General features: G+C 70.4%; 28 protein-coding genes and 1 pseudogene. 10 read left to right on the forward strand and 19 right to left on the reverse strand.

Annotated elements, in window-relative coordinates; all coding sequences use genetic code 11:
- Nucleotides 1-146 precede the first annotated feature (146 nt).
- The 11 genes and pseudogenes from ACFYPG_RS29735 to ACFYPG_RS29785 all read right to left on the reverse strand — a co-directional run bounded on the left by ACFYPG_RS29735 (nucleotide 147) and on the right by ACFYPG_RS29785 (nucleotide 10,783).
- Nucleotides 147-1,148: an amidohydrolase family protein gene (locus ACFYPG_RS29735; RefSeq protein WP_355008898.1), complete on the reverse strand. Its 1,002-nt coding sequence runs from the start codon at nucleotides 1,146-1,148 to the stop codon at nucleotides 147-149.
- On the reverse strand, nucleotides 1,148-1,672 hold the full coding sequence (locus tag ACFYPG_RS29740) for a 3-hydroxyanthranilate 3,4-dioxygenase (RefSeq protein WP_355008899.1): 525 nt from the start codon (nucleotides 1,670-1,672) through the stop codon (nucleotides 1,148-1,150). Before ACFYPG_RS29740 ends, ACFYPG_RS29735 begins: the two co-directional genes overlap by 1 nt.
- The gene (locus ACFYPG_RS29745) at nucleotides 1,669-2,091 is read right to left on the reverse strand and encodes a RidA family protein (RefSeq protein WP_355008900.1); all 423 of its coding nucleotides are present in this window, start codon (nucleotides 2,089-2,091) and stop codon (nucleotides 1,669-1,671) included. The genes ACFYPG_RS29740 and ACFYPG_RS29745 overlap by 4 nt, the downstream gene beginning before the upstream one ends.
- Nucleotides 2,088-2,861 (reverse strand): fumarylacetoacetate hydrolase family protein, encoded by a 774-nt coding sequence (locus tag ACFYPG_RS29750; RefSeq protein ID WP_355008901.1) that lies wholly within the window; start codon nucleotides 2,859-2,861, stop codon nucleotides 2,088-2,090. Before ACFYPG_RS29750 ends, ACFYPG_RS29745 begins: the two co-directional genes overlap by 4 nt.
- Nucleotides 2,858-3,940 (reverse strand): 4-hydroxy-2-oxovalerate aldolase, encoded by a 1,083-nt coding sequence (dmpG, locus tag ACFYPG_RS29755; protein WP_387354569.1) that lies wholly within the window; start codon nucleotides 3,938-3,940, stop codon nucleotides 2,858-2,860. Before dmpG ends, ACFYPG_RS29750 begins: the two co-directional genes overlap by 4 nt.
- The gene (locus tag ACFYPG_RS29760; RefSeq protein WP_355008903.1) at nucleotides 3,937-4,872 is read right to left on the reverse strand and encodes an acetaldehyde dehydrogenase (acetylating); all 936 of its coding nucleotides are present in this window, start codon (nucleotides 4,870-4,872) and stop codon (nucleotides 3,937-3,939) included. The genes dmpG and ACFYPG_RS29760 overlap by 4 nt, the downstream gene beginning before the upstream one ends.
- Nucleotides 4,869-5,666, reverse strand: a complete 798-nt coding sequence (locus tag ACFYPG_RS29765; RefSeq protein ID WP_387354570.1) for a 2-keto-4-pentenoate hydratase — start codon at nucleotides 5,664-5,666, stop codon at nucleotides 4,869-4,871. Before ACFYPG_RS29765 ends, ACFYPG_RS29760 begins: the two co-directional genes overlap by 4 nt.
- A 20-nt stretch (nucleotides 5,667-5,686) precedes the next feature.
- Complete coding sequence (locus ACFYPG_RS29770; protein ID WP_387354628.1) at nucleotides 5,687-7,168, reverse strand: 2-hydroxymuconic semialdehyde dehydrogenase; 1,482 nt, start codon at nucleotides 7,166-7,168, stop codon at nucleotides 5,687-5,689.
- 23 nt (nucleotides 7,169-7,191) lie between these two features.
- On the reverse strand, nucleotides 7,192-8,529 hold the full coding sequence (locus ACFYPG_RS29775; protein WP_387354571.1) for an FAD-dependent oxidoreductase: 1,338 nt from the start codon (nucleotides 8,527-8,529) through the stop codon (nucleotides 7,192-7,194).
- Nucleotides 8,530-8,603: 74 nt separating this feature from the next.
- Nucleotides 8,604-9,905, reverse strand: a pseudogene (gene kynU / locus ACFYPG_RS29780) (kynureninase); the annotation flags it as partial.
- Nucleotides 9,881-10,783 (reverse strand): tryptophan 2,3-dioxygenase family protein, encoded by a 903-nt coding sequence (locus ACFYPG_RS29785; protein ID WP_355009001.1) that lies wholly within the window; start codon nucleotides 10,781-10,783, stop codon nucleotides 9,881-9,883. The pseudogene kynU and the gene ACFYPG_RS29785, both read right to left, overlap by 25 nt.
- A gap of 148 nt (nucleotides 10,784-10,931) precedes the next feature.
- Here ACFYPG_RS29785 and ACFYPG_RS29790 point away from each other — a divergent pair, with 148 nt between their 5' ends.
- The 3 genes from ACFYPG_RS29790 (at nucleotide 10,932) to ACFYPG_RS29800 (ending at nucleotide 12,983) form a co-directional block, all read left to right on the forward strand.
- A complete protein-coding gene (locus tag ACFYPG_RS29790) occupies nucleotides 10,932-11,387 on the forward strand; it encodes an Lrp/AsnC family transcriptional regulator (RefSeq protein WP_387354572.1) in 456 nt (151 codons plus the stop codon).
- A gap of 222 nt (nucleotides 11,388-11,609) precedes the next feature.
- Complete coding sequence (locus tag ACFYPG_RS29795) at nucleotides 11,610-12,134, forward strand: hypothetical protein (protein ID WP_355008907.1); 525 nt, start codon at nucleotides 11,610-11,612, stop codon at nucleotides 12,132-12,134.
- A gap of 75 nt (nucleotides 12,135-12,209) precedes the next feature.
- The gene (locus ACFYPG_RS29800; RefSeq protein WP_355009002.1) at nucleotides 12,210-12,983 is read left to right on the forward strand and encodes a class F sortase; all 774 of its coding nucleotides are present in this window, start codon (nucleotides 12,210-12,212) and stop codon (nucleotides 12,981-12,983) included.
- Nucleotides 12,984-13,006: 23 nt separating this feature from the next.
- On the opposite strand, the gene ACFYPG_RS29805 is transcribed toward ACFYPG_RS29800, so the two are convergent.
- The 3 genes from ACFYPG_RS29805 to ACFYPG_RS29815 all read right to left on the reverse strand — a co-directional run bounded on the left by ACFYPG_RS29805 (nucleotide 13,007) and on the right by ACFYPG_RS29815 (nucleotide 14,606).
- Nucleotides 13,007-13,417, reverse strand: coding sequence for a type II toxin-antitoxin system VapC family toxin (locus ACFYPG_RS29805; RefSeq protein ID WP_355008908.1), 411 nt, complete (start codon nucleotides 13,415-13,417; stop codon nucleotides 13,007-13,009).
- The gene (locus ACFYPG_RS29810) at nucleotides 13,414-13,692 is read right to left on the reverse strand and encodes a type II toxin-antitoxin system prevent-host-death family antitoxin (protein ID WP_355008909.1); all 279 of its coding nucleotides are present in this window, start codon (nucleotides 13,690-13,692) and stop codon (nucleotides 13,414-13,416) included. The genes ACFYPG_RS29805 and ACFYPG_RS29810 overlap by 4 nt, the downstream gene beginning before the upstream one ends.
- Nucleotides 13,693-13,781: 89 nt before the next feature.
- Nucleotides 13,782-14,606, reverse strand: coding sequence for a MerR family transcriptional regulator (locus ACFYPG_RS29815; protein ID WP_387354573.1), 825 nt, complete (start codon nucleotides 14,604-14,606; stop codon nucleotides 13,782-13,784).
- Between the two features lie 3 nt (nucleotides 14,607-14,609).
- Here ACFYPG_RS29815 and ACFYPG_RS29820 point away from each other — a divergent pair, with 3 nt between their 5' ends.
- Entirely contained in the window at nucleotides 14,610-16,190 is a 1,581-nt protein-coding gene (locus ACFYPG_RS29820) for a DUF6194 family protein (RefSeq protein WP_387354574.1), read from the forward strand.
- Nucleotides 16,191-16,205: 15 nt separating this feature from the next.
- Here the strand turns inward: ACFYPG_RS29820 and ACFYPG_RS29825 are convergent, their stop codons facing one another.
- On the reverse strand, nucleotides 16,206-16,742 hold the full coding sequence (locus ACFYPG_RS29825; protein WP_030333470.1) for an HNH endonuclease: 537 nt from the start codon (nucleotides 16,740-16,742) through the stop codon (nucleotides 16,206-16,208).
- A gap of 417 nt (nucleotides 16,743-17,159) precedes the next feature.
- Here ACFYPG_RS29825 and ACFYPG_RS29830 point away from each other — a divergent pair, with 417 nt between their 5' ends.
- The 3 genes from ACFYPG_RS29830 (at nucleotide 17,160) to ACFYPG_RS29840 (ending at nucleotide 20,390) form a co-directional block, all read left to right on the forward strand.
- Complete coding sequence (locus tag ACFYPG_RS29830) at nucleotides 17,160-18,218, forward strand: mechanosensitive ion channel family protein (RefSeq protein WP_387354575.1); 1,059 nt, start codon at nucleotides 17,160-17,162, stop codon at nucleotides 18,216-18,218.
- Between the two features lie 233 nt (nucleotides 18,219-18,451).
- Nucleotides 18,452-19,837: an MFS transporter gene (locus ACFYPG_RS29835; protein ID WP_355008912.1), complete on the forward strand. Its 1,386-nt coding sequence runs from the start codon at nucleotides 18,452-18,454 to the stop codon at nucleotides 19,835-19,837.
- Between the two features lie 124 nt (nucleotides 19,838-19,961).
- Nucleotides 19,962-20,390, forward strand: a complete 429-nt coding sequence (locus tag ACFYPG_RS29840; protein ID WP_387354576.1) for a globin — start codon at nucleotides 19,962-19,964, stop codon at nucleotides 20,388-20,390.
- Nucleotides 20,391-20,411: 21 nt separating this feature from the next.
- On the opposite strand, the gene ACFYPG_RS29845 is transcribed toward ACFYPG_RS29840, so the two are convergent.
- The 4 genes from ACFYPG_RS29845 to ettA form a co-directional block, all read right to left on the reverse strand.
- Entirely contained in the window at nucleotides 20,412-20,996 is a 585-nt protein-coding gene (locus ACFYPG_RS29845; protein ID WP_355008914.1) for a YbjN domain-containing protein, read from the reverse strand.
- 131 nt (nucleotides 20,997-21,127) lie between these two features.
- Nucleotides 21,128-21,877, reverse strand: coding sequence for a hypothetical protein (locus ACFYPG_RS29850; RefSeq protein WP_387354577.1), 750 nt, complete (start codon nucleotides 21,875-21,877; stop codon nucleotides 21,128-21,130).
- On the reverse strand, nucleotides 21,874-22,320 hold the full coding sequence (locus ACFYPG_RS29855) for a thioesterase family protein (protein WP_141910847.1): 447 nt from the start codon (nucleotides 22,318-22,320) through the stop codon (nucleotides 21,874-21,876). The genes ACFYPG_RS29850 and ACFYPG_RS29855 overlap by 4 nt, the downstream gene beginning before the upstream one ends.
- 12 nt (nucleotides 22,321-22,332) lie before the next feature.
- The gene (gene ettA / locus ACFYPG_RS29860) at nucleotides 22,333-24,009 is read right to left on the reverse strand and encodes an energy-dependent translational throttle protein EttA (RefSeq protein WP_355008917.1); all 1,677 of its coding nucleotides are present in this window, start codon (nucleotides 24,007-24,009) and stop codon (nucleotides 22,333-22,335) included.
- Between the two features lie 209 nt (nucleotides 24,010-24,218).
- Here ettA and ACFYPG_RS29865 point away from each other — a divergent pair, with 209 nt between their 5' ends.
- From ACFYPG_RS29865 to ACFYPG_RS29875, 3 genes are all read left to right on the forward strand, one after another.
- Nucleotides 24,219-24,503, forward strand: a complete 285-nt coding sequence (locus ACFYPG_RS29865) for a hypothetical protein (RefSeq protein WP_387354578.1) — start codon at nucleotides 24,219-24,221, stop codon at nucleotides 24,501-24,503.
- Nucleotides 24,500-24,892 carry a hypothetical protein gene (locus ACFYPG_RS29870; RefSeq protein ID WP_387354579.1) on the forward strand — a complete coding sequence of 131 codons (393 nt, stop codon included), beginning with the start codon at nucleotides 24,500-24,502 and terminating at the stop codon, nucleotides 24,890-24,892. The genes ACFYPG_RS29865 and ACFYPG_RS29870 overlap by 4 nt, the downstream gene beginning before the upstream one ends.
- Nucleotides 24,893-25,035: 143 nt before the next feature.
- Nucleotides 25,036-26,436, forward strand: coding sequence for a trehalose-6-phosphate synthase (locus ACFYPG_RS29875; RefSeq protein ID WP_030333449.1), 1,401 nt, complete (start codon nucleotides 25,036-25,038; stop codon nucleotides 26,434-26,436).
- Nucleotides 26,437-26,441: the final 5 nt, after the last annotated feature.

Consider the following 26,441-nt stretch of genomic DNA (forward strand, 5'->3'; position numbering starts at 1 on the left):
CAGGCACCATCCACCGGCAGACCCAAGATCCCTACCAACTGACACATGTATCGGGACTTCACCACTGACAGATGTCATGGGACTGAATAGTCACGCTCGAACGGAAAGTGTCCAAGATCTGCGCATGCCGGCGACGTGAGCCGCGCTCAGCCGTGCAGGAAGCGCAGGGCGTTGGTGGACAGGAGCTTGTCGCGTTGGTCCTCGCTGAGGAAGTCGGCCGCGTGAACCACCGCGCCGGCCGGCCGTTCACCCAGCGGGTACGGGTAGTCGCTGCCGACCAGCACCCGATCCTCCCCCAGGGTGTCGACCAGCAGCCGCAGGGCGGGCGGCGCGAAGACCACCGAGTCGACGCTGAACCGGTCGAGGTAGCTGCTGGGCGGGCCGGCGGACGCGCCCCGGACCAGGTCGCCACGGCGGTGCCAGGCGTTGTCGGCGCGGCCGAGCCAGAACGGGAAACTGCCGCCGCCGTGCGCGAAACAGATCCGCAGCGTCTCGGGCACCCGGTCGAAGACACCGCCGAGGATCATCGCCAGCACCGACAGGTGCGTCTCGGCGGGCATCCCGGTGAGCCAGCGGGCCATCCAACGGTCCAGTCGTGGCCCGCCCGGCATGTCCCACGGGTGGACGAAGACGGGTGCGCCCACCTCGGCGCAGTGCTGGAGGAAGGTGACCACACCGGAGTCGTCCAGGTCCCGGTCGCCGACGTGGTTGCCGATCTCCACGCCCACGTGCCCGGCGGCGAGGCTGCGGTCCAGCTCGGCGCAGGCGGCGTCCGGGTCCTGGAGCGGCACCTGGCAGAACGGCACCAGCCGGTCACCCCCGGCCGCGGTGACCTCCAGGGTCAGGTCGTTGAAGATCCGGGCGACCTTCACCGCCTGGTCGGCCGGGCGGTCGTAGCTGAAGAAGACCGGGGTGGGCGAGACCACCTGCACGGCCACGCCGTCGTCGTCCATGTCGGCCAGTCGGCGCGACGCGTCCCAGCACTCCGCGCCGACCGGGCGGAACTCCGTCTCCCCCACCATGATCATGGCGGCGCGCTCGGAGTCGACCCGCAACCACGGCCAGTCGGACCCGCCGCACGCCGCGCCGAGGTCCGGCCAACCCTTCGGTACGACGTGCGTGTGCACGTCCACCACGCCTGCGGGCATCAGCCCTTGCCCGGGTGCAGGGTGCCGCAGTTGGCACAGGTACGCGCCGACTCGTCGGCGTAGAACGCCTGGAACACCGGCGGCAGATCGGCGGCGATGTCGCGGACCTGCAACTCGACCTCGTGCACCTTGTCGCCGCACTCCGGGCAGTACCACTGGAACGTCTCCAGGGTGCCCTCCTCACGGACCCGCTCCACGACCATGCCGATCGAGCCGGCTTCCGGCCGCTGCGGCGAATGCGGGGTGTTTCGCGGCAACATCCACATCTGCCCCTCGCGCACGTGCACGGTGCGCGGCCCTTCCGGGGTGATCAGGTTGATGTGCATGTTGCCCTTGACCTGGTAGAAGAACTCCTCGTACGGGTCCACGTGGAAATCGGTGCGCTGGTTGGGCCCACCCACCACCATCACGATGAAGTCGTCCCCGCCGGGGAACATCTCCTTGTTGCCCACCGGGGGCTTCAACAGGTGCTGGTTGTCGGCGATCCAGCCCGGAAAGCTGAACGGCTCGGCGATCTCACTCACGACTGACCTCCCGAGGGAAGAAGGGCCACGGCCTGGATTTCGATCAGCAGGTGCGGGTGCGGCAACTGGTGTACCGCCACCGTCGTACGGGTCGGTCCGGAGGCGTCGAAGAACTCGGCCCACACCTCGTTGTAACCACCGAAGTCGTTCATGTTGACCAGATAAGAGGTCACCTGGACGAGGTCGTCGAGGTCCGCGCCGACCGAACGCAGCAGATCCCGCACGTTCTCGATGACGGCCCGCGTCTGCACCCGGATGTCGAGGTTGGTGGTGCCGAACCCGTCCACCTCGACGCCGGCGAAGGTGTTGTCCGCGCGCCGCGACGACGTACCGGAGACGAAGACGAAGCCACCGGCGACCTTGACGTGCGGAAAAGCCCCCCGCGGGACGGCGTTCCCGGCCACCACCCGGGCGGTCACGACGACGCCCGCAGCGAGGCCGTGCCGAGCTTCTCGACGACGGCGCGGACGTGGGCGCCGGGACGCAACGGAACAGCGGCGGTGGCGGCACCGGCCAGGAAGACCCAGCCGGACTCCAGCCGCACCCCGTGCCGGCCCGCCAACCGGATGCCCTCGTCGAGCGCCCGGCGCGGATCACCGAGGATCGCCGCCGTCGAACCGACCTGCGCCACCCGCCCGTCGACCTCCAGCAGCACGCCCAGGTTGTCCAGCCCCGCCGGCACCGGCGACCACGGCCCGACCACGAAGGCGGCGGCCGAGGTGTTGTCAGCGACCACGTCGGGCAACGAGAAACGGAAGTCCGCGTACCGGGAGTCGATCAATTCGATGGCCGGGGCTACCGCGCGGACCGCCGTGGCGAAGTCGCCGACCGGCTCGCCCGGCTCGGGCAGCCGGTCCAGCAGGAAGGCCACCTCCGGCTCGACCCGGGGATGGATGTACGCGGCCGGGTCCACGGCACCGCCGTCGGGCACCCGCATCGCGTTGGTGAGCCGCCCCCAGATCACCTCGTCCACGCCGACCTGGGCCATCTTCGCCCTGCTGGTCAGCCCCATCTTCAACCCGACCAACCGCTCACCGGCGTTCAGCCGGCGTTGCAGCAACGCGGCCTGCACGGCATACGCGGTGTCCACGTCGAGGCCGGTCTCGGCGGCGAGTTGCGGGATGGCGGTGGCCGTGTCAGCCGCCGTGCCCAGCTTCTCGGCGATCCCGACGATGTCCACGCCGATCATGCTGTGCCACCTTCCGTTCGCGACTGCTCCTTGTCGGACAGGTCGAGGGCCACGTCCACGATCATGTCCTCCTGGCCGCCGACCATCCGGCGGCGGCCCAGCTCGACCAGGATCGACCGGACGTCCACGCCGTACTTCGCGGAGGCCCGCTCGGCGTGCCGCAGGAAGCTGGAGTAGACACCCGCGTACCCCAGGGAGAGCGTCTCCCGGTCCACCTGGACTGGCCGGTCCTGCAACGGGCGGACGATGTCGTCGGCCGCGTCCATCAGCGCGAACACGTCACAGCCGTGCTTCCAGCCGTGCAGCTCGGCGACCGCGACGAAGACCTCCAGCGGCGCGTTGCCGGCGCCCGCGCCCATGCCGGCGAGGGAGGCGTCCACCCGGACCGTCCGACCGTGCACCGCGTCGGGGCCGACCGGCGCGGACCCGGTGACCCGACCGTGCTCGACGGCGAGCACGCTGTTGGCCACCCCGAGTGACAGGTTGTGGTGCGCGTGGATGCCGATCTGCGTCTCCGGGGCGAGGACCTGCCGGTACGCGTCGACCCGCTGCGCCACGTCGGACATCAGCAGCCGACCGCCGGAGTCGGTGACGTAGACGCAGTGCGCCCCGTACGACTCCATCAGCTTGGCCTGCCCGGCCAACCCGGCCGCATCGTTCATGTGCGACATCATCAGGAACCCGGCGACGTCCATGCCGTTCTCCCGGGCCCACGAGATGTGCTGGGCGGAGATGTCCGCCTCCGTGCAGTGGGTGGCGATGCGCACGCTGGTCACCCCGAGCGCCTTCGCCGCCTTCAGGTCGGCGATGGTGCCGATCCCGGGCAGCAGCAGCGTGGTCAGCTTCGCCGTGGTCAGCACCTCGGCGGCGGCGGAGATCCACTCGGCATCACTGGCCGCGCCGTGGCCGTAGTTGACGCTGGAACCGGCGAGCCCGTCACCGTGCGCCACCTCGATGGCGGCCACCCCGGCGGCGTCCAGCGCGGCGGCGATGGTGCGTACCTGGTCGACTGTGTACTGGTGGGCGATGGCGTGCATGCCGTCGCGCAGCGTCACGTCCTGGATGTAAAGGTCGGTCATGGCGCGGCCACCTCCGAGGAACGCAGGGCGACCAGCCGCTCCGCGGTGCGCAGCGCGGCGGAGGTCATGATGTCCAGGTTCCCGGCGTACGCGGGCAGGTAGTGCCCGGCGCCGGAGACCTCCAGGAAGACCGACACCTGAAGAGCGGTGAGCCGCCGCCCGAGCGTCGGCAGGTACGCCTCGACCCGGTCGAACTGCACGTCCTGCTTGAGCCGGTAACCGGGGACGTACTCCTGCACTGTCGCCACCATGTCCGCCACCGAGGCGGCGATGGCGTCGGTGTCCGCGTCGGCGTCCGGGCAGAGGCAGTAGACGGTGTCCCGCATCAGCAGCGGCGGGTCCGCCGGGTTCAGCACGATGATCGCCTTGCCCCGCTCGGCACCGCCCACCACCTCGATGGCGCGGGCCGTGGTCTCGGTGAACTCGTCGATGTTGGCCCGGGTTCCCGGCCCCGCGGACTTCGACGCGATCGAGGCGACGATCTCCCCGTACGCCACCGGGGTGACCCGGCGTACCGCGGCGACGATCGGCACTGTCGCCTGTCCGCCACAGGTCACCATGTTCACGTTGGGCTGATGCAGGTGCTCGTCGAGGTTGACCGGCGGCACCACGTACGGGCCGATCGCGGCCGGGGTCAGGTCGACCACGGTGCGGCCGAGGGCGCGCAGCACCTCGTCGTGGCGTCGGTGCGCGCCGGCCGAGGTGGCGTCGAACACCAACTCGACGTCGGCGAACTCGGGCAGCGCGACGAGCCCGTCCACGCCGTCGGCGGTGGTGGCGACGCCGAGCCGACGAGCACGCGCCAGGCCGTCGGAGGCCGGGTCGATGCCAGCCATCGCCACCATGCGCAGGCTGTCGCTCAGCCGCAACACCTTGATCATCAGGTCGGTGCCGATGTTCCCGGAACCAAGCACCGCTATACCGGTGGTCACGCGGAGGTCTCCTTGCTGAAGCAGGTGCGCACCGAACCCAGCCCGGAGATCCGGGCCTCGTACGCGGCGCCGGGGGTGACCGGCACCATCGGGCCGAGCGCCCCGGAGAGCACCACGTCCCCGGCACGCAGCGGGTCACCGGCGCGGGCGAGGGTGCCAGCCAGCCACAGCAGGGCGTGCAGCGGGTTGCCCAGGCAGGCGGCGCCCGCACCCACCGAGACCGGCTCGCCGGCGTGCTCAAGCACCATCCCGCACAGTCGCAGGTCCACGTCGGCGAGCCGGCGCGGCGTGGTGCCGAGCACGAAGAGCCCGCTGGAGGCGTTGTCGGCGATGGTGTCCACGATGGAGATGTCCCAGGCGGCGATCCGGGAGTCGACGATCTCGATCGCCGGCAACACGTGGTCGACCGCGCGGATCAGGTCGACGGTGGTGAGCTGCGGGTTCGGGAGATCCTTGTCGAGAACGAACGCGATCTCCGCCTCGACCCGAGGCTGGAGCAGTCGGTCGATGGGCACCTCGACCCCGTCGCCGACCGCCATGGCGTCGGTCAGCATGCCGAAGTCCGGTTGGAACACCCCGAAGGTCTCCTGCACCGCCCGGGAGGTCAGCCCGATCTTCGCGCCGACCCGGCGTTCGCCGCGGCCCTGCCAGGCCCGCGCCTGGAGTTGCTGCACGCGGTACGCGGCCTCGACGTCGCCCTCCGGCAGCAGCCGGCCCCGAAGCGGCGCGCACGGCTTACCGGTGCTGCGGGCGTCGGCCAGCTCCCGGTTGGCGGCCTCGATGTCAGCTTCCATGCCCGCTCCCTCGCTACGGCTCACGACAGGTCCACGCAGACGTTCGTGAGTTCGGAGTAGAAGTTCAGCGAGTGCACGCCGCCCTCGCGACCGATCCCGGACGCCTTCACCCCGCCGAACGGGGTACGCAGGTCCCGCAGGAACCAGGTGTTGACCCAGACGATGCCGGCGTCGAGCCGGGCGCCGGCCCGGTGCGCGACGCCCACGTCCCGGGTCCACACGGTCGCCGCCAGGCCGTACTCGGTGCCGTTGGCGAGGGCGTACGCCTCGTCCTCGGTGTCGAACGGCGCGACGTGCACCACCGGGCCGAAGATCTCCTCGCGGTTGGTGCGGGCGTCCGGGCCGAGCCCGGTGAGCACCGTCGGCTGCGCGTACGACCCGCCGTCGCGGGTGTCGCCGAAGGTGGGCGTACCGCCGCCGGTGAGCACCTCGGCGCCCTCGGACCTGGCCAGCTCGTACGCCCCGAGCACCTTCGCCCGGTGCTGGTGGGAGATCAGCGGCATGGTGGCGGTCGCCTCATCGGTCGGCCAGCCGTACGCCAGCTCGCCCGCCCGCTTCGCCAGTCGGGCGGTGAACTCCTCGAAGACTGGCCGCTGCACGTAGATGCGCTCGGTGCAGAGGCACACCTGACCACCGTTGGTGAAGCTGGACCGCACCGAGCCGGCCACCGCGGCGTCCAGGTCGGCGTCGGCGAAAACCAGGCCGGCGTTCTTGCCGCCGAGTTCGAAGCTCACCGCCTTCACCCCATCGGCGGCGGCCCGCATGATCGCGCCGCCGGTGGCCGACTCGCCGGTGAAGGTGATCGCGTCGACGCCCGGGTGGCGGGTGAGGAACTCGCCCGCCGAGTCCGGCCCGAAGCCGTGCACCAGGTTGAACACACCGGCCGGTACGCCAGCGGCGGCCATCACCTCGGCGAGCACCGTCGCCGAGGCGGGAGTCTCCTCGCTGGGCTTGACCACGACGGCGTTGCCGCAGGCCAGCGCCGGAGCCACCTTCCAGGTGAGCAGCAGCAACGGCAGGTTCCACGGCACGATGACCGCGACCACGCCGACCGGCTTGCGCAGCGCGTAGTTGAGTGCCCGTCCGCCGGTCGGGGTGACTGTGGTGAACGACTCGGTGGGGGCGGTCGCCACGATCTCCGCGAACGCGCGGAAGTTCGCGGCGCCGCGCGGGATGTCCAGGGTGCGGGCCTGGGCGATGGATTTGCCGGTGTCGGCGACCTCGGCGGTGACCAGGTCGTCGAAGCGGCGCTCCAGCTCGTCGGCGACGCGGCGCAGCACCTCGGCGCGCTCGCGCTCCCCCATCCGGCCCCACGGCCCCCGCAGCGCCGCCCGGGCGGCGGCCACCGCATCGTCCACTGTCGACTGGGATGCCTCGTCCACCTCGAAGACCTGCTCCCCGGTGACCGGGCTGGCCTTGGCGAACGTGTTCCCGCCGTCGACGAACTCACCGGCGACGAAGTTACGCAACCGCTGCGGACCACTCGGCGCGTGGCCGGCCATCAGCCGCGGATCCCAGTTGCCGGTCATGCGCGCCTCCCTCGGCCCAGTGCCGCGCCGATCGCGCCGACCAGCAGCAGCGCGGCACCGCCGACGACCGCCCCGAGCACCAGGTGCTGTTGGCGCACCCGGCGGCGCACCTCCGCGTACGGGGTGGTGGAGAACGACACCAGCTCGTACTGGGAAACGTACCGGCCGGGCAGTGCCCGTTCCAGTGCGTGCTCCACCCGCCGTCGGGTCTGAAAGACAGGGGAGGCGACCTTGTCCCGCATCTCCACGAAGTTGGTCAGCGCCATCGCCGCGATGGCCTCGGCGTTCTCCTGCCGGCGCCGCTGGAACAGCGGCAGCGCCGCCAACCAGTCGTCGGCGCACTCGTCCAGGCAGCGGTCCAGCTCCACCACGTCCTCGAAGGCGCAGTTGGCGCCCTGACCGTAGAACGGCACTATGGCGTGCGCCGCGTCGCCGAGCAGGCCGACCTTTCCGCTGACCTGCCACGGGGTGCAGCGCACGGTGCCGAGCACGCCCACCGGGTTGTGCTGGTAGTCGTCGACCAGGTTCGGGGCCAGCGGGACCACGTCCGGGTAGTGCTCGGTGAAGTGCCGTTCGATCTCCGCCGGGCTGGTCAGCGAGGCGAAGCTGCCGGCACCGTCGTTGGGCCAGAACAGCGTGCAGGTGAAGGAGCGGTCCGGGTTCGGCAGCGCGATCATCATCGAGGTGCCGCGCGGCCAGATGTGAAGCGCGTCCGGGTCCAGGGCGAAGTCTCCGCCCAGCGGCGGAATCGTCAGCTCCTTGTAGCCGTAGTCGAGGAAGTCCACGCTCTCGTTCAGCAGCCCGTACGCCAGCAGTTGCCCACGCACCGCGGAGCCGGCGCCGTCGGCGCCCAGCACGACCGACGCCTTCGCCGCGACCGTGCCCTGCGGGGTCTCGAAGCTCAGGGCGCCGTCGGTCGGGTCGAGCCCGACCAGCCGGTGGTCGAAGACGACCCGCACGCCCGGCAGCGCGGCGGCCTCGTCCAGCAGGGCGTTGTTCAACGCGCCCCGGCTGATCGAGTTGATCGCCCGGTCGCCGGCCGCGCTGTACGACTGGAACTGCTGCTCGCCCTCGACCGGGTGGATCATCCGACCGCGCATCGGCAGCGCGTCGGCCATCACCTGCTCGGCCAGCCCGATGCGGCGCAGGGCGTCCAGGCCGCGCTCGGAGAGCGCCAGGTTGATCGAGCGACCGCGTTCGGCGGTGCCGGCACGCGGGTCGGAGCGGCGCTCGTAGAGGGCCACCGGGTAGCCGCGCCGGGCCAGGAAGCAGGCAGCCAGACAGCCGGCCAGCCCGGCACCGATGATCGCGATCTCGTCACGCCGCGCGGTCATGCTGAGCCGCCTTTCGTTCGCGACTGCGGGGCTCGCGACCCCGGCTCACTCCTCGCGCTCACAGAGGTCGCCCCCACCGTTGCGGCGAGCGCCGCGGCGGCCCGCCAGCAGTCGAGGTACGTGGAGTACAGCGGCACCGGGGCGAACCGCACGACGTCGGGTTCGCGGGCGTCGGCGATGACCCCGTGTTCGTACCGTAGGCGTTTGGTCAGCTCGGCGGCGCTGCCCGACCCGATGCGCACGGAGAGCTGGCAGCCTCGGCGGGCCGGGTCACGCGGGGTGACCACCCGCAGCGGCCGGCCGACGGTCACCTCGGCGAGCAGTGACTCCAGCCAGCCGGTGAGGCGCTGGCTGCGCGCGCGCAGCGCGGTCATCCCCACCTCGTCGAACAGCTCCAGCGAGGTACGCACCGGGCCCATCGCGAAGATCGGCGGGTTGGAGATCTGCCAGGCCTCCACAGTGGCCGGTGGTCGGGACACCGGCGTCATCTCGAACCGGGTGGCCGCCGCTGTGCTCCACCACCCCTCGAACCGCTGGAGGTTCTCGTCGCCGAGGTGACGCTCGTGCACGAAGACGCCAGCGAGGGCACCCGGGCCGGAGTTCAGGTACTTGTAGGAGCACCACGCGGCGAAGTCGACGTCCCAGTCGTGCAGGGCCAGCGGCACGTTGCCGACCGCGTGGGCCAGGTCCCAACCGACAACCGCACCGGCGGCCCGGCCGGCAGCCGTGATCGCGGGGATGTCCAGCAGCTCACCGGTGAGGTAGTTGACCCCGCCGAGCAGCAGCAGCGCCACCCGGTCGCCCTCGGCGGCCAGGTAGTCGGTCACGTCCTCGGTACGCAGGGCGTCCTCACCCGCGCGCGGACGCAACCGGACCACTGTGTCGTCCGGGTCCAGGCCGTGGAACCGGGCCTGGCTGCGCACGGCGTAGCTGTCCGAGGGGAAAGCAGCGTCCTCGATGACGATGCGGGTGCGCGCGCCGGCCGGTCGGTAGAAACTCACCATCAGCAGGTGCAGGTTGACGGTGAGCGAGTTCATCACCACGGCCTCCGCGGGCCGGGCGCCGACCAGTCGCGCGGCCGGCCCGGTCAACAGCTCGTGGTACGGCAGCCAGGGGCGCTCCGCCTCCAGGTGCCCCTCCACGCCGAGCCGCCCCCACGCGTCCAGGTCGGCCAGGAGTTCGTCTCGGGTGGCCCGAGGTTGCAGGCCGAGCGAGTTGCCGGCCAGGTACGCCGACTCGGGGTGGTCGCCGCCGTCGGCCGGCGGCACGTGGAACAGGTGCCGGTGACCGGGGTCGGCCTCGTCACGGCGATGCGCTTCTTGTTCTGGGGTTTGCATGTCTCGCTCTCCGGTCACATCGCGGTGCGGGCCGACCATAGCTCCGGGAAGACCACCCGGGCCATGCTGCGCTGCAACCACGCCAGGCCGGCGGAGCCTCCGCTGCCGACCTTGGCGCCCATCGTCCGCTGCACCGCCTTGACGTGGTTCCAGCGCCAGTCGCCGAACTCCTCGGCGACAGCGCTCAGCGCCTCGCCGAGCAGCCGCAGGTGATTGTCGGGGCTGGCGTCGTCGTAGATTCGCACCCAGGCCGCCTCCACCAACGGGTGCGGGTCGTGTTCGACGGCCACGTCCCGGTCGAGCAGGTCGGCGGGGAGGTCGAAGCCGCGCCGGGCGAGCAACGCGAGCACGTCGTCCCAGATGCTCGGGGTGGTCAGCGCAGCGCTCAGCTCGGCATGCACCTCGGCCTGCCGGCGGAACGGGCGGATCAGCGTCGGGTCGCGCAGCCCGAGCAGGAACTCCAACTGCCGGTACATCGCCGACTGGAAGCCGGAGGCCTCACCGAGCAGATTGCGGAACCGGTTGAAATCGGCCGGGCTCATCCAGCGCAGGCCCTGCCAGGCGGCGTTGAGCCCCTCCAGGTGCAGTTTGGCTCGGCCCAGCGGGGCCAACGCCTCCCAGATCTGGTCGGCGTGGATCAGCCGCTGGGTCTCGCGCAGCTCGTGGCAGGTCAGCCCGAAGTACAGCTCCATGATCTGGCTGACCATCAGGAAGGACATCTCGCCCGGGTCGCTGCTGAGCGGGTGCTGCATCTTGTGCAGAGCGCTGGCCTGCACATACGCGTCGTACGGCACCATGTCGGCGAACTCCAGCGTCGGTTCGCCACCGGTGCGCTCCGCCTGCGCGACACGCTGCCCAGGGGTCACCGGTCGCACCGTGGCGCGGCGGTTCGGCGCCCGCCGCTCCGTCTGATCCACCATCTCTTCTCCCTCCCCCGGACTAGCCGACGTCATGATCTCGCGGTCGGATCGGCCTGCGGAATGCCGAATCAACGGCTTCCGCCGGCTTCTCCTGGCAAACCAAAGGCAACTAGGCGAAGTCGGTTCACGAAAGTAAGGTCTGAGCGTGGACGACATGGACTGGGCGCTGCTGCGCGAGTTGCAGGCCGACGCGCGGCTCTCCTTCAGCGAATTGTCCCGGCGGGTGCACCTGTCGCCACCGTCAGTAGCGGAGCGGGTTCGCCGGCTGGAGGAGGCCGGGATCATCACCGGCTACCACGCCCACGTCGACCTGAGCCGCGCCGGCCGCACAGTGGTCGCGCTGATCCGGATGTCCTGCTACGGCGCGCGGTGCATCCTGCACGACCCGGCGGTGGCCGACTGGCCGGAGATCCTGGAGATCCACCGGATCACCGGGGACGCGTGCAGCGTGCTGAAGGTGGCGGCCGGCTCGATCGGCGCGTTCGAGGGGGTCATCGACCGGCTCGCCCCGTACGGCCAACCGTCGAGCACGATGGTCCTCTCCTCCCCCCTGAACTGGCACCCCGTCACACCCCTCCCCCTCCCCCTCCCGCCCCGCTGACCCCACCACGCCCTCCCCCCGCCCTCCCCTGCGTCGATCTTGCAGTTTCTGCTGCCTTTATGTTCTTTGTGCGGGCATTCGTCGGTGCAGAAAGTGCAAGATCGCGGGTTGGGGCGGTCGGGTGAGGGCGAGGGCCGGGCGGGTTTGGCTTCGGGGTGCGGGGAAAGCAGCGCGCGTGCCCAGGGGAGGGTTCCGGCGGTCGTCGCCGGTTGGGGGGAAATCATGCAGGCAGTCCGCACGATCAACCGCGCGCTCTCGTCCGCACTGACACTGGTGGGACTGGTCGGGGCGTTCGTCCTGTTGTCGGTCGCACCGGCGCGAGCCGGCGAGAACGTCTTCGTCGAGGTGACACCCAACAGCGTCCAGGCCGGCAGCCGGGTCAGCATCAAGGCGAGCTGCGACAACGACAACAACAACAGGCAGTCCAGCGTGCACTCCGACGCGTTCGGGTCCGTGACGCTGAGACCCGACAAGGGCTTCCTCACCGCGCAGGCCACTGTTCCACGCGACAAACCGGCCGATCAGTACCCGGTCGACCTGCGGTGTGAAAACGGACAGACGTCGTCGACCACGCTGACCGTGCTGAACATGGCCTCACCCAGCAAGGGCCCGGCGACCGGTGGTGGTGGGATGGCCGGCGGTCGCGGCACCGGCTCGCTGCTGGTGTTCGGTGGCGTGGCGTTGGTGGCCACCGCGATCGTGCTCGGGATGGCCGGCGGCCGACGTCGACCGGGAGCCGGCTCCTGAGCCGGATCACCCATGACCCGCAGATCCGCGCGGGCGCGGCCGGACCGCCGCGCCCGCCTCCGGGCCGGGCCGGCGCTGCGCGCGTCCGGCCGGCTGGTGGCCCGCGTCTCCGGACGGCTGCGACGGGTCGCCGGGCAGGCCGTTTCGGCAAGCGTCACCACCACCGATCCGGCCGCCCGTCCGCTACCGCCGCGACCTCCGGCCGGGCCCTCGTCGGCCCGCCACCGGTTCGTTACGAGCCCCGGGTTGCCGGTGCTGGCCATCGCCGCGTTGATGGTGCTGATCGTGGCGATGCTCGGCGTCGAGCAGGTGACCGGGATGAGCCTGCTGCCGGATCGGCTCAGCGCCGGGCTGCGACCGCCGCCGAAGAAGTTCCCGGTGCTGCCGGCCGCCGACCCGACCAGCCTCGTCATCGACAAGATCGACGTACGGGCGCCCGTACACGACGTGGGTATCGCCCCGGACGGCACGATCGCCGTGCCGGACGCTGCCCGCGCCCAGGAGGCCGGCTGGTACGACCAGGGGCCCACCCCGGGCCAGTACGGTCCAGCCGTGATCGTCGGGCACGTCGACACCACCAGCGGGCCGGCGGTCTTCCACAAGCTCCGCGAGCTGCGCTCCGGTGACGAGATCGAGGTCACCCGCACCGACCAGCGCGTGGCGGTCTTCGAGGTCAACTCGGTGGAGAAGTTCGACAAGGGCCGACTGCCGGTGGACGAGGTGTACGGCGACTTCAGCCGCCCGAGCCTCCGACTGATCACCTGCGGCGGCCAGTGGGTCGGCGGCGAGACCGGCTACGCGGACAACGTGGTGGTCTTCGCCTCGCTGGTCAAGGAGCGTTCAGGGTGAGGTCGGGCAGATCGGCACGGGGGTCAGTTCTGCCCTGGGCTTGCCACGGGCAACCCTGCGGCCTTGGCGCACTCGAGCAGTCGCCGGTCATAACTGACGAATGCGATGAGCGCCGCTCCGGACTCGTTTGTCAGAACCTGGGCCGTGGCAAGGTGGATGGCGTCGAGGCTGCGTAGCGTGGGCTCGGCGAACGCGGCTGCGGTCGCACGGACAGTGCCGTCGATCTCCAGCCGGAAGAGACGCCCGACGGCCGCCGGAACGCCGATCAACGCTTGCGGGGCTGATCGGCGCAACGCTCTGGGCACTTCAACCTCGACGAGGGCTGAGGAAACCAGCGGGACGTCACCGTAGCCGTTGAGCCAGGCGACGAGGTCGGCGCTGTACGCCTCCTGACGAACAAGCTTGACGACCGCAGCGGAGTCAAGATAGATCACCAGCGCTCCTCGTCGCGCATCTCGGCGAGGGCGGCAGCAGCGTCCACGTCCTCAGCACCGAGCTTGGGCGGAAGCGGAACAGGACCGCCGCCGGTTGGAGCGACAGCCCGCCCCGCCGCGACAAGCTTGGCCAGCACCGACCTGTCGTCACTGACCGGAACCAGTCGGGCGATCGGGTGCCCGCGATCGGTGATCTCGACCGTCTCCCCGCCCCTCACCCGAGCCAGCACCTGACTCGTGTTCTGGTTCAGCTCTCGAACCCCGATGCGCTCCATAGAGATAGTGTAGAACTAAATGTTCTACATTCCGAGTCCGTTCACCACGTAGTGAAAGACGGCGGCCAGTGGGTCGGCGGCGAGACCGGCTACGCGGACAACGTGGTGGTCTTCGCCTCGCTGGTCAAGGAGCGTTCAGGCGGTTGACCGGCGTCGACGTACTCGGCGAGCCGGGCGGCCCCGGTGAGCATGGCCCGGCCTCGCTCGGTGAGCCGTTGCCGCCACTGACGCAGCGAGGCGGCGAGCGGCTCCGCACCGCCAGCCTCGCGTACTCGACGCAGCACGCCCGCGATGTGGTCGAGCCGGTAGCCACCGCGGCGCAACAGGTGGGCCAGTTCGGCGTCCCGGACGTCGTCGGGAAGGTAGAGCCGGTAGTGGGTCACCGGATCACGTGCCGGTCGCAGCACCCCGGCCCGCTCCCATTTGCGCAGTGTGGCCGCCTGCAGACCGAGCCGGTGAGCCAGCACGCTGATCGGCACGGCTTTCTGGCTCTGCGGTTGCGGTCTCGTTCCAGTGAGCGTCAACACCGCCGCCTCGACCGCGTCCAGGGTCTCCCGATCGCGCTGGAGCAGCGCATGCCCCTGGTCGATGGTGCGCAACGCCGCGTCGATCTCGCCCCGATTGATGGCCCGCATGATCTCGCCGCTGGCCGCGTAGCCGTGGCCCGGGATCAACGCAAGGTAGGCGCACAGCGCCTTGACGTGCAGTTCGGTGAAGCGACGGTAGCCGTTCGGCGTGCGCCGGGCCGGAGGCAGGACGCCGTCTCGTTCGTAGTTGCGCACGGCCTGCGCGGAGAGACCGTGAGCGCGCGCGAGGTCGACCGGTCGGCGTACCCCCGGGTTTGAGGGTTTTGTGGCTGTCACCGCGCTCCACTGCTCATGAGTCTCAACCGCTGGTTCAACGATACGGTTCATGGAATGCCACCTTTTCTCGACCTGCTGGCGGTTACCCCGGACCTGCTCGCTCTCGGCGAGCCGACGCACGGTGAGTCCGCCTTCCTCCAGCTCCGTAACGAGGCCTTTCTGTCGCTGGCCGAGAACGGCTACCGCTCGATCGCCCTGGAGAGCGACCGGACGGCCGGGCTGATCGCCGACGAGTTCGTGCAGGGCGTCGCGGCCGTGACGCTCGACCAGGCGCTCGCCGCAGGGTTCAGCCACGGGTTCGGGGCAGCCCCGGCCAACCGTGACCTCCTGCTGCGGATGCGGGAGTGGAACGCCGGGCGGCCCGTCGCCGAACGCCTGACATTCCACGGCTTCGACGCTCCGGTCGAGTTGGAGAGCGCCCCGAGCCCGCGCCGTCACCTCACCCAGGTCTGCCAGTTCCTCGACCTGGACCGGGCCACCGAGATCGACGACCTGATCGGGGACGAGGGACGGTGGAGTGACACGGCCGCGATCTGGGAACCGGGCCGATCGGTCGGGCGCTCGACCGACGCCCAGCGATTGCGGGTGCTCGCCGACGACCTGCTGACCGAGCTGTACCTGCGGGCGCCGTGGAGGTCGGCGGGGTGGCAGACGGCGTTCGTGCACGCCACGGCCGCTGTCGCGTTGCTGCGTTACCACGCCGCGGCCGCCGCACCACTGGCTCAGGAGGAACGCTTCGCCCGCCTGGCCGGAGTCCGGGACGCGCTGATGGCCGAGAACCTGCTCGCGATCCGATCGGTCGAGGCACACCGCGGGCCGACACTGGTCTTCGCGCACAACACGCACCTTCAGCGCCACCCGAGCACCATGACGCTGGCCGACACGCAGGTGTCATGGGCCGGCGCTGGCGCGATCATCGCGTCGTTGCTGGGCGACCGGTACGCCGTGATCGCCGGCAGCCTCGGCGCGAGCCCGGCACTCGGCATCGGGCCGCCAGCCGCCGACACCTACGAGGGCCGACTCCAGCAGGAGAGCAGCCTTCCCCGGTACCTGCCGACGTCCGACATCGAAGCGGCCGAGCAGCGAACGCACGACTACCGCTACTTCCCGCTGGACCGGGCCACCATCGACCACGCCGACGCGGTCCTGCACGTCCCTACCGGTGTCGACACGGCCGTGCTCGCCGATCGGATCGCCGCACTGCCCGACGTCGAGCAGCTCGTGGCGAGCGACGAGAACGGGTCCCCCGAGGCGGCCTGGGGCGACCGGTTCTTCTTCGTCGGCCCGGACCGCCGCCAGCCGTTCGCCACCATCGTCGAGCATGACGTGCCCGGCTTCGACGAGGCCGCACAGCTTGACCGCCCCGGCGTCTTCCGCCTCAACCTGGACCTGGGCCGGGCCGAGTTCGAGCGCCTGTTCGGCTTTCCGCCAAAGGCATTCGAGGAGCACCGGCACGAGTTCGACTTCGCCCGACTGGACACGCTCGTACCGCACCCGGGCTACGCCCGGTACGGCTTCGCCAGCATCGTCATGCCCGGTCCGCAACTGCTGCCCGAGGTGGACCGGCTGCTGACGATCGCGCACGACCGTGCCGTGCGTCGCCGCGAGCGGGCGGCGCGGCGGACCGCCGGGTAGCGCGACCGACCGGAGTCAGGCGGCTGCCTCGGGCTCCCGCAGGTCCAGCCAGTCGGCCCAGCGGGGGTCGGGGGCGCGGTGGCCCAGCACCCGCCAGGCGGTGCCCTTCGGGGCGGCCGGCAACGCGTGTAACCGCCAGCCCATCTCGGCCGGGGTCTTGTCGCCCTTCGTGTGGTTGCACCGGGCACACGCGGCGACCACGTTCTCCCAGGCGTGCCGGCCACCGCGGCTACGCGGAAAGACGTGGTCGATGGTCTCTGCCGGGCCCCGGCAGTAGGCGCACCGCCACCCGTCCCGGGCGAAGATCGCCCGGCGGGACAGCCCGACATGCGTCCGGTACGGCACCCGGACGAAGCGCGTCAGCCGGACCACGGACGGCACCGGCAGCGCGTCCCGGGCGCTGTGCAGGATGCCGTCGCCGTCGGCGACGCAGACCGCCTTGGCGGAGAGGACAAGGATCGCGGCGCGGCGCACCGACACGACACACAGCGGCTCGTAGGTGGCGTTGAGGACCAACGCGCCGGAGCCCACCGTGGGTCGTATGTCAGGCATCGCGCTCACCCTCCCGGTTCAGCGGCTGCTGCGGACCGCCGTCGACCGGGGCCGGGCACAAGGGCCCACACGGTCGACGCCGGGCCGATCACCGACGTCCGTTGCGCCAATAGTCCCTGATCGGACCCCGGATTGCACGTACTAATCTCCGTTCTGGTAAGCGGATCACCCACGCCGGGACGCGATAGATGCCGAACCCACCGCTTCGGCCGGGTTGCTCCACACGACTGGCACCCCAACCCGGTTTCGTCGGTGCGCCGCGCCGGGGTGTCACCGCACCAACAGGCGGTAGCCGATCGCAGCCGAGAAGAGCGCGAACAGCCCCTGTCGGGTCGACGCGCACGCTCCACCTCTTTCTCGCCGTGCTCGCCACGCCGGTCCGCCGGCCGGTGGGTCGGCGGCGGACGCTCGGACTCCTTGCGGTACGAAGACATAGTGAGTGCCGCCAGCGTGACGCCCCTAGCCCTGTCCGACGCCGTCTCGGTGAGCTGCCAGGGCAGCACCTCCTGCGAGTGGATCTACCGGATCACCGGGTCGTCCTGGTTCGCCGAGGGAAGCTACTGGATCCTGCTCAAACCGCTTCGGGTGCTGCTGATCCTGGCCCTGGCGATGGTGGCCCGCTGGGCGCTGCACCGGACGATCAACCGGTTGGTTCGGACGACCACCAACGGCGCGGTGCCGACGATGCTACGGCCGCTGCGCGAGCGCGTACCCACCGCCGCGGTCGACCCGGCCGAGTTCGTGCCCGAGCGACGGAGGCAGCGGGCCGAGGCGATCGGGTCGGTGCTACGCAGCCTGACCACCGCGTTCGTCTTCGGCATCGCGCTGCTCATGATCCTGCGGGAGTTCAGCTTCGACCTGGCCCCGCTGCTGGCCAGCGCGGGGATCGCCGGTGTGGCGCTGGGCTTCGGTGCGCAGAGCCTGGTGAAGGACCTGATCGCCGGCCTCTTCATGCTGATCGAGGACCAGTACGGAGTGGGTGACAACGTCGACCTGGGCGAGGCGATGGGCGTGGTCGAGTCGGTCGGCCTGCGGGTCACCACGGTGCGCGACGGCCGCGGCGTGCTCTGGTACATCCGCAACGGCGAGATCATCCGGGTGGGTAACAAGAGCCAGGGTTGGGCGCTCGTGGTGGTGGACCTGCCGATCGGCTTCAACAGCACCGAGGAGGCGACGGCGGTGCTACGGACCGCGGCCGCCTCGGTCGCCATGGACCCGGAGCTGTCGCCGGAGATCGTGGAGGCGCCCGAGGTGCTGGGTGTCGAGCAGGTGACTGTGGACGGCGCTGTCATCCGCACAGTGGTGAAGACGACCGCTGACGGGCAGTTCGCGGTGGGCCGGGAACTGCGTCGGCGTCTCGCCGAGGCGCTGGAGAATTCGGGGATCACCGCGCAGATCGCTGCGGCCCGCATCTATCCCGGTCTGTCGACCCGGCCGTTGTCCGAGGGCGAGACCGGTCAGGGTGGCGCCACCTGACACCGCCCTCATTGTCCGGCAATTCAGGGGTCGCGAGCCGGCCGGCCCCTCGGGTATCGTCCGTTCGTTCAGTCGGGGAGGCGACGAACGACCCGTTCGACCTAGCTAGTTGTCAGACGATCGGGCAGAATCCGGAGCACGCGTTCCCACCGAAGCGTGATCACAACCTCGCTGATCCGTAGATCTGACGAGCGCTTCCGACCGGGCTGCCACGAGCGGCCGAGCCGGGGCCGATGGAGGCGACGGTGCCTGACGAGCGACCTTCCGCGGAAGGCCCCGCCACATTCCGCGACGTCTTCGGCCAGCACGAGTTCCGGGCCGTGTTCGTGGCTGGTGCTCTCTCCTGGGTCGGCGACTACGTCGCGAAGGCCGCCGTCACCCTGCTCGTCTATCAGCAGACCCGGTCCGTCGCGCTCTCCGCGGCTGCCTTCGCGGTCAGCTTCCTGCCCTGGCTGCTCGGCGGTCCAGTGCTCGCCGCACTCGCGGAGCGGTACCCGTTCCGACGGGTGATGGTGGCCTGCGACCTCATCCGGATGGCGCTGATGCTGGTCATCGCCATTCCGAGCCTGCCGTACCAGGCGGTGCTGGTGCTCATCTTCGCCGCCACGCTTGCGAACCCGCCGAGCCAGGCGGCGAAGTCCGCGCTGATCCCGCAGTTGCTCACCGGGGACCGGCTGGTGCTGGGGCTGTCGCTCAACGGCAGTGTCGGGCAGGCCGCCCAGGTCGTCGGGTACGTCTTCGGCGCCGCTGTCGCCGCTGTCGACCCGGAGGCGGCGCTGCTGTTCAACGCGGTCACGTTCGGTCTCTCGGCGCTGCTGGTTCGCCTCGGCGTGCGCCACCATCCGGCGATGATGAACCCGGAGCACCGCAGCCACCTGCTGCGTGAGACTCGGCAGGGGTTCGGCATCGTGTTCCGCACACCGGTGCTGCGGGCCATCGCGGTGCTGGTGTTCAGCTCGATGCTCTTCTCGATCGTTCCCGAGGGTCTGGCCGCGGCCTGGGCCAACGACGAGGGACGTGGTGCGCTGAGCGCGGGCACCGCACAGGCAGCGATCATGGTGGCCAACCCGATCGGCTTCATCCTCGGTGGGTTGCTGGTGAGTCGCCTGTTCGGTCCGGCTCGCCGGCTGAAGCTGATGCGGCCGCTCGCGGTGCTCGCCCCGTTGATGCTCGTACCGGTGCTGCTCGACCCCCCGCCGCTGGTGGTGGCACTGCTCGCCGCGCTCTGCGGGTTCGCGGTCGCCGGCATGATGCCGATGGCCAACGGGTTGTTCGTCCAGGCGCTGCCCAACGGCTTCCGAGCCCGCGCCTTCGGGGTGATGGCCACCGGCATACAGGTCATCCAGGGCTTCGCGGTACTGGTCACCGGGATGCTCGCCGAACGGTTCCCCATTCCTGTCGTGGTGGGGGTCTGGAGCGCAGCCGGGGTGGTGCTGATGACGGTGGCCACGCTGCGGTGGCCGGACCGGGAGACGGTGGACGACGCGATCACTGCCGCCTCGTTGGCCAACGCCGCTCCGCCATCCCCCGGCCTCGGAGACCCAGCCGGCGACCGCCCGGTGGAAGGCAGGCCCAACCCGCATACCGGTGACGGCCAGCGCCGGCACGCTGTCACCTGACCCGTCGAACCGACCTTCGCCCGGGCAGGCCGGGGTGCCGACATTCGGGCTTGTCGACCCGGCGTGATCCGACGCACGCCGTGCGGGTCGGGTCGGCACCGGACGCACCTGGCAGGATGGAACTGTGACTTCCGCAGGTGAATCCGACCGTCCCGGTGCGTCGATGACCCTCTTCGAAGCGGTCGGCGGCGAACCCACCTTCCGCAAGCTGGTCGACGAGTTCTACGCCGGGATCGCCACCGACCCCCTGCTGCGACCCATGTACCCGGAGGAGGACCTGGGCCCGGCCGCGGACCGGATGACCCTGTTCCTCATGCAGTACTGGGGCGGGCCGAACACGTACTCCGCTCAGCGGGGGCACCCTCGGCTGCGGATGCGCCACGCGCCGTTCCGGATCGGAGCGGCCGAACGGGACGCCTGGCTGCGCAACATGCGCCGCGCCGTGGACCGGCTCGACCTTGAGCCGGAGATCGCCGCCACCCTCTGGGACTACCTGGAGCGGGCCGCGTACTTCATGGTCAACGTCGAGGACGACCCGGCCAACGGCGGCTGACCCGGAGCACCCGGAGCGGCCTCAGAGCAGCGCGCCCTCGTCGTGCAGCCAGTCCACGAAGCTGGTGGCGACCGCCGCGCCGCAGTCGAGCATCTCGACCAGGAGCGCGTCGTGAGTGCCGGCACCCAGGGGCACCTGAAGCTCGGCGTAGATCGGTAGCTGACCGCGCTCGGTCGGGTCACCGATGTACGCCTTGCAGAACCGGCGGGTGTGGTTCCACTCGTTGACCACCCGGTATGCCCGGTCGGCCCAGTCCGGCGGGACCGTGGCGTGCGGGCGTGCCCGCATGACCAGGATCTCGTCCTCCGGCCCTTCGAGGGTGACCAGCACCGCGTGCCGCTCCCACATCGCCAGCAGGTTGCCGTCGCCGTCGGCCAGGTAACGCACGTCGAGAAGATCGAGTGCGTCACAGACCCGGCGCAGACTCACCGGCTCGACGGTGGCGGGCGTATCGGTCAGCACGGGCCGCTCGTTGGACGGGCAGTCGTCCCCCGGCTGGCGAGGACTGGGCGGCCCGATCCGGACCGCGCTATCGACTGTGATCCCGCTTCGGGTTTCCGGTTCGCCGCCGTCGGCGGGACCGGGGCGCCATGACCACCACGGCATCGCTCGCGCACCTCACTCCCCAGCGGATCCAGTCGCCTACGGTGCGTTGGATCCGAGGATGGACGGTACCCGGACAGCCGGGTTGAAGCACCCCCCCAACGACCGCCCCTGACCAGAAGAATGATCCGGGGTCATCCGTTCGGACGAGCGCTCAGGGGTGTCACGGCAAGATCCGTGGCCTTCTGCAACCACGCCGCTCCGTGTGGTCCCACCAGGCCCACCCAACGACCGGCCACCCGCACCTGAACGGCGTCCCCACCCTCGCCGGCCGCCGAGCCTTGGACGGCACCGAGGAAGCCCATCCGCACCACCCCCTGCACCAGCCGCTGCGGCACCTCGACCGGCGCGGCAGGCGTCCCATCGGGCGTCCCGTCCGGGGTGATCAACACCGCCACGTGGTCGAGCAACGCGTCACGCAAGGCCCGCTGGCCCACGGCACGGCCCGCCACACCCTGCTCGCTCGCCGTCCGCAGGGTGCCCGCCGCCGCGTCGGCGATTCGTCGCAGGTCGGCAACGGGCAGCGCCTCCACCTGGCGGCTCCGCGTCGGCGGCAGCGGCCACCGCCACTGGGCGTCCCGGCGGGTCGGCAGGGTCGCGCCGCTCCGATCCAGTTCGGCGAGCAGCTCCGCGGCTGCCACAGTGACGTCCTCCGCGACGCCGTCGGCCGGCCCGCCGGCAACCGTGCGGACCACCAGGACCTGCCACGGCAGCCGGGCCCACAGGGCGATCCGGCCCGGTGCGCCGGCCGGCCGCAGCCGGACCGGTGCGACCGGATCCAACCGGACCAGCCGGGCCAGGAAGGCCCCCGCGTCCGCCACCCCTTCGACACCGTGGGTGGGCGCCGCCGTCCGACCCGGCTCGGCGGTGCCGGGCCGGGTCACGCCACCCCGCCCTGTGGCGCGTACGTGAGCAGGAAGTCCCGCTCCTCCGGGGTGATCCGCCGGGGCACCTGGCGGGTCAGGTCGAACGGCACCAGCACCGAGCGGGCCCGGCTGGCCAGCACCTCACCGTCGTACAGCTCGTAGGCGACGGTGAACCGGGAGGCCCGGATCTCCTCCACCCACAGCTCGATCCGCACTGTGGGGGCAGCCTCCGCGGTGGCCCGGCCGAGCGCGTAGTCGACCGGGCGCAGGTAGTCGACCTCGTGCCGGCGGATCACCACCCCATCGGCGAACGAGCCGACGCCCCAGGCCCGGCCGCCGGCGAACATCAACGCCACCCGCGCCTCCTCGTACAGGGTGAGGAAGCGCGAGTTGTTGACATGGCCGTACGCGTCCAGGTCGGACCAGCGCAGGGTGCAGTGGTAGACGAAGCGGTCAGACACCTTTTCGGCCGGTCAGTCGCGGGTCAGCTTGCGGTAGGTCACCCGGTGCGGCCGGGCGGCCTCCGCTCCGAGGCGGTCGATCTTGTTCTTCTCGTACGCCTCGAAGTTGCCCTCGAACCAGAACCACTTTGACGGGTCCTGGTCGTCGCCCTCCCAGGCCAGGATGTGCGTGGCGACGCGGTCCAGGAACATCCGGTCGTGGGAGATGACCACGGCGCAGCCGGGGAACTCCAGCAGGGCGTTCTCCAGGCTGGACAGCGTCTCCACGTCCAGGTCGTTCGTCGGCTCGTCGAGCAGGATGACGTTGCCGCCGATCTTCAGGGTCAGCGCCAGGTTGAGCCGGTTGCGCTCGCCGCCGGAGAGCACCTTGGTCGGCTTCTGCTGGTCCGGGCCCTTGAAGCCGAACGCGGCGATGTACGCCCGCGACGGCATCTCGACCTTGCCCACCATCAGGTAGTCCAGCCCGTCGGAGACGACCTCCCAGACGGTCTTGTCGCCGTCGAGGCCCTCACGGTTCTGGTCGACGTACGACAGCGAAACGGTGGGGCCGACCCGGACCTCGCCGCCGGTCGGCTCCTCCAGCCCGACGATGGTCTTGAACAGCGTGGTCTTGCCGACGCCGTTGGGGCCGATGATGCCGACGATGCCGTTGCGCGGCAGCGAGAACGACAGGTTGTCGATCAGCAGCCGGTCGCCGAAGCCCTTGCTGAGCTTGTTCGCCTCGATCACAGTGCTGCCCAGGCGCGGGCCCGGCGGGATCTGGATCTCCTCGAAGTCGAGCTTGCGGGTCTTCTCCGCCTCGGTGGCCATCTCGTCGTACCGGTCCAGGCGGGCCTTGGACTTGGTCTGGCGGGCCTTGGCGTTGGAGCGGACCCACTCCAGTTCCTCGGTGAGGCGCTTCTTCATCTTGGCGTCGCGGCGCCCCTCGATGGCGAGCCGGGCGGCCTTCTTCTCCAGGTAGGTGGAGTAGTTGCCCTCGTAGCCGATGGCCCGGCCACGGTCCAGCTCCAGGATCCAGCCGGCCACCTTGTCGAGGAAGTACCGGTCGTGGGTGATCGCCATGACGGTGCCGGCGTACTTCGCCAGGTGCTGCTCCAGCCAGGAGACGCTCTCCGCGTCCAGGTGGTTGGTGGGCTCGTCGAGCAGCAGCAGGTCGGGCGCCTCCAGCAGCAGCTTGCAGAGCGCCACCCGGCGACGCTCACCACCGGAGAGCTGGGTCACGTCGGCGTCCGGCGGCGGGCAGCGCAGCGCGTCCATCGCCAGTTCGAGCTTGGAGTCGACGTCCCAGGCGTCGAGGTGGTCGAGCTCCTCCTGGAGCTTGCCCATCTCCTCCATCAGCTCGTCGGAGTAGTCGGTGGCCATCTGCTCGGCGATCTTGTTGAACCGCTCCAGCTTGGCCTTGGTCTCGGCGACCGCCTCCTCGACGTTGCCGAGCACGGTCTTGGCCTCGTTGAGCGGGGGCTCCTGGGCGAGCATGCCGACGGTGTAGCCGGGCATGAGTCGGGCCTCGCCGTTGCTCGGCTTGTCCAGCCCTGCCATGATCTTGAGGAGGCTGGACTTACCGGCGCCGTTCGGACCGAGCACACCGATCTTGGCTCCCGGCAGGAAGCTCAACGTGACGTTGTCGAGCACGACCTTGTCGCCGTGCGCCTTGCGCGCCTTTTCCAGGACGTAGATGTACTGGGCCACGGTGCGGGCTACCTCCGTCGGTTGCTGTCGCTGATCGGCGGCGCGGCGCGGGCTGCGAGGACCGCCCGCCGCCGCCGGCCGGGAGCCGGCCGCGCGCACGCCATCGTCAATCCTGACAGGTACGGCGCGCTTCGCCCACATCACCCCGCCTCAGGAGTACGCGAGCGCGCCTCCTTGCCAGAGCCGGTAAGGCAAATTACGGTTTCGGTATGACCAAGAAGATCACCATCAGCCTGCCCGACGATCTTGCGGAAAGGCTGACCGAGGAGCCGAATGCCTCCGCCTACGTCGCGGAGTCGCTGCGACGGCGGGTGGCCGGGGAGAGGACGCGGGAGATCCTCCGTCAGGTTGGTTTCGAAATCACCGACGAGGATGTGGCACGGGTACACGCCGAGATGGAGCAGTTGCGGGCGAACATCACCCCCGAACTGCGCGAACAGGCGGCCCAGCTCCAGGCAGAGGTCATGGCGGCCCGACTGCGAGCCAGCCGGTGACGGCCTACGGCCTGGCGCTGGATGCGACAGCCCTGCTTGCCTATTCGTCCGCGGAACGGGATATCGGTCACCGCATCGCGGAGGCCGCCGACCATGGCGTGAACGTGATGGTGCCGGCACTCTGCCTCGTCCGAGCGCACCAGGAGGCCACTCCCGGTCAGTGGGAGATGCTCGAAGTGCTCGCCGCGTTGCCGCACATCCAGGTAACCCCGGTCGAGCCGAACATGTGCTCACTCCTCGGCGGATGGTCACGCCGAATGGCCGGGCACACGGACCTGGCCCAGTTGGCGATGGACGCCGCCGCCCACCCCCTCGTGCCGATCATGACGGATCGGCGGGAACTACTGGGTGAGGTGCTGCCCAAGGAATGGCCGATAATCGACCTCTGACCAGCGCGCTTGTCGACAAGATCACCTTTAGGGTTCGGTCGCACCGAGGCGGGTAGGAGACTCCGGCACTAGGCACAAGACGCCGCAGCTACGCTCAGTACGCTCATCGCGGTGGACCCGTCAGTACCCGGAGGTGGCCGATCGTGACCGTCCGTAGCTCCTTTGTCGTAGTGGCGAACCGTCTGCCGGTCGACGAGGTGAGCACACCCGAGGGCCGGCAGTGGCGACGCAGCCCTGGCGGGCTGGTCACCGCGCTGCACCCCGTACTCGCCGAGCACAAGGGCACCTGGGTCGGCTGGGCCGGTGGCACCGGCGCGGCTCCCGAGCCGTTCGACCTGGAGGGGATCCGGCTGCACCCGGTCCCGCTCAGCGCCGAGGAGTTGGAGCGGTACTACGAGGGCCAGTCCAACGCGACGATCTGGCCGCTCTACCACGACGCGGTGGAGACGCCGGCCTACAAGCGCCGGTGGCGGGAGGCGTACCGCCTGGTCAACGCCCGGTTCGCGGAGGCCGCAGCCGACGTGGCGGCCGAGGGTGCGACGGTCTGGGTGCAGGACTACCAGCTCCAGTTGGTGCCGGCGATGCTCCGTGAGCTCCGCCCGGACCTGCGGATCGGGTTCTTCCTGCACATCCCGTTCCCGCCGATCGAGCTGTTCATGCAGATGCCGTTCCGCACCGAGATCCTGCGCGGTCTGCTCGGCGCCGACCTGGTCGGTTTCCAGCAGCGGCTGGCCGCGCAGAACTTCGTCCGGCTGGCCCGGCACCTGCTCGGGCTGCGCTACGAGGGGCAGATGATCCAGGTCGACGGTCGGCAGGTGAAGGCGGGCGCCTTCCCCATCTCGATCGACACCCAGGAGATGGAGCGGATGGCCGCCGACCCGGCGATCCAGGCCCGGGCCAAGCAGATTCGCGCCGAGCTGGGCGACCCGAAGACGATAATCCTGGGCGTGGACCGGCTGGATTACACCAAGGGCATCGAGTTGCGGCTCAAGGCCTTCCGGGAACTGCTGGCTGACGGAAAGTTGACAGTTCCCGACGCGGTCATGGTTCAGGTCGCCACACCCAGCCGCGAGCGCGTGGAGCACTACCAGGCACTACGGGTGAAGGTCGAGCGCGAGGTCGGCCGGATCAACGGCGAGTTCGGCAGGGTCGGCGTGCCGGCGGTTCATTACCTCCATCAGTCGTACAGTCGCAGTGAGCTGGCGGCGATGTACGTTGCTGCCGACGTGATGATGGTGACCCCGCTGCGAGACGGAATGAACCTCGTGGCGAAGGAATACGTAGCATCACGTGCCGACCAGGGTGGCGCGCTCGTACTCAGTGAGTTCGCCGGCGCCGCCACGGAGCTTCGCCAGGCATTTTTGTGTAACCCGCACGACCCGGACGCGGTCAAGGACGCCCTCCTCCGGGCAGTGCACGTGGAGAAAACCGAGGCGCGCCGCCGGATGCGGACAATGCAACGTCACCTGCGTACCCACGACGTGGGCCACTGGGCCAAGTCTTTCCTCTCGGAACTCGGAGTTCCCGAGGCGGAGGCCGAGTGAACACG

The sequence above is a fragment of the Micromonospora sp. NPDC005553 genome, assembly GCF_042871765.1.
Lineage (GTDB): Bacteria > Actinomycetota > Actinomycetes > Mycobacteriales > Micromonosporaceae > Micromonospora.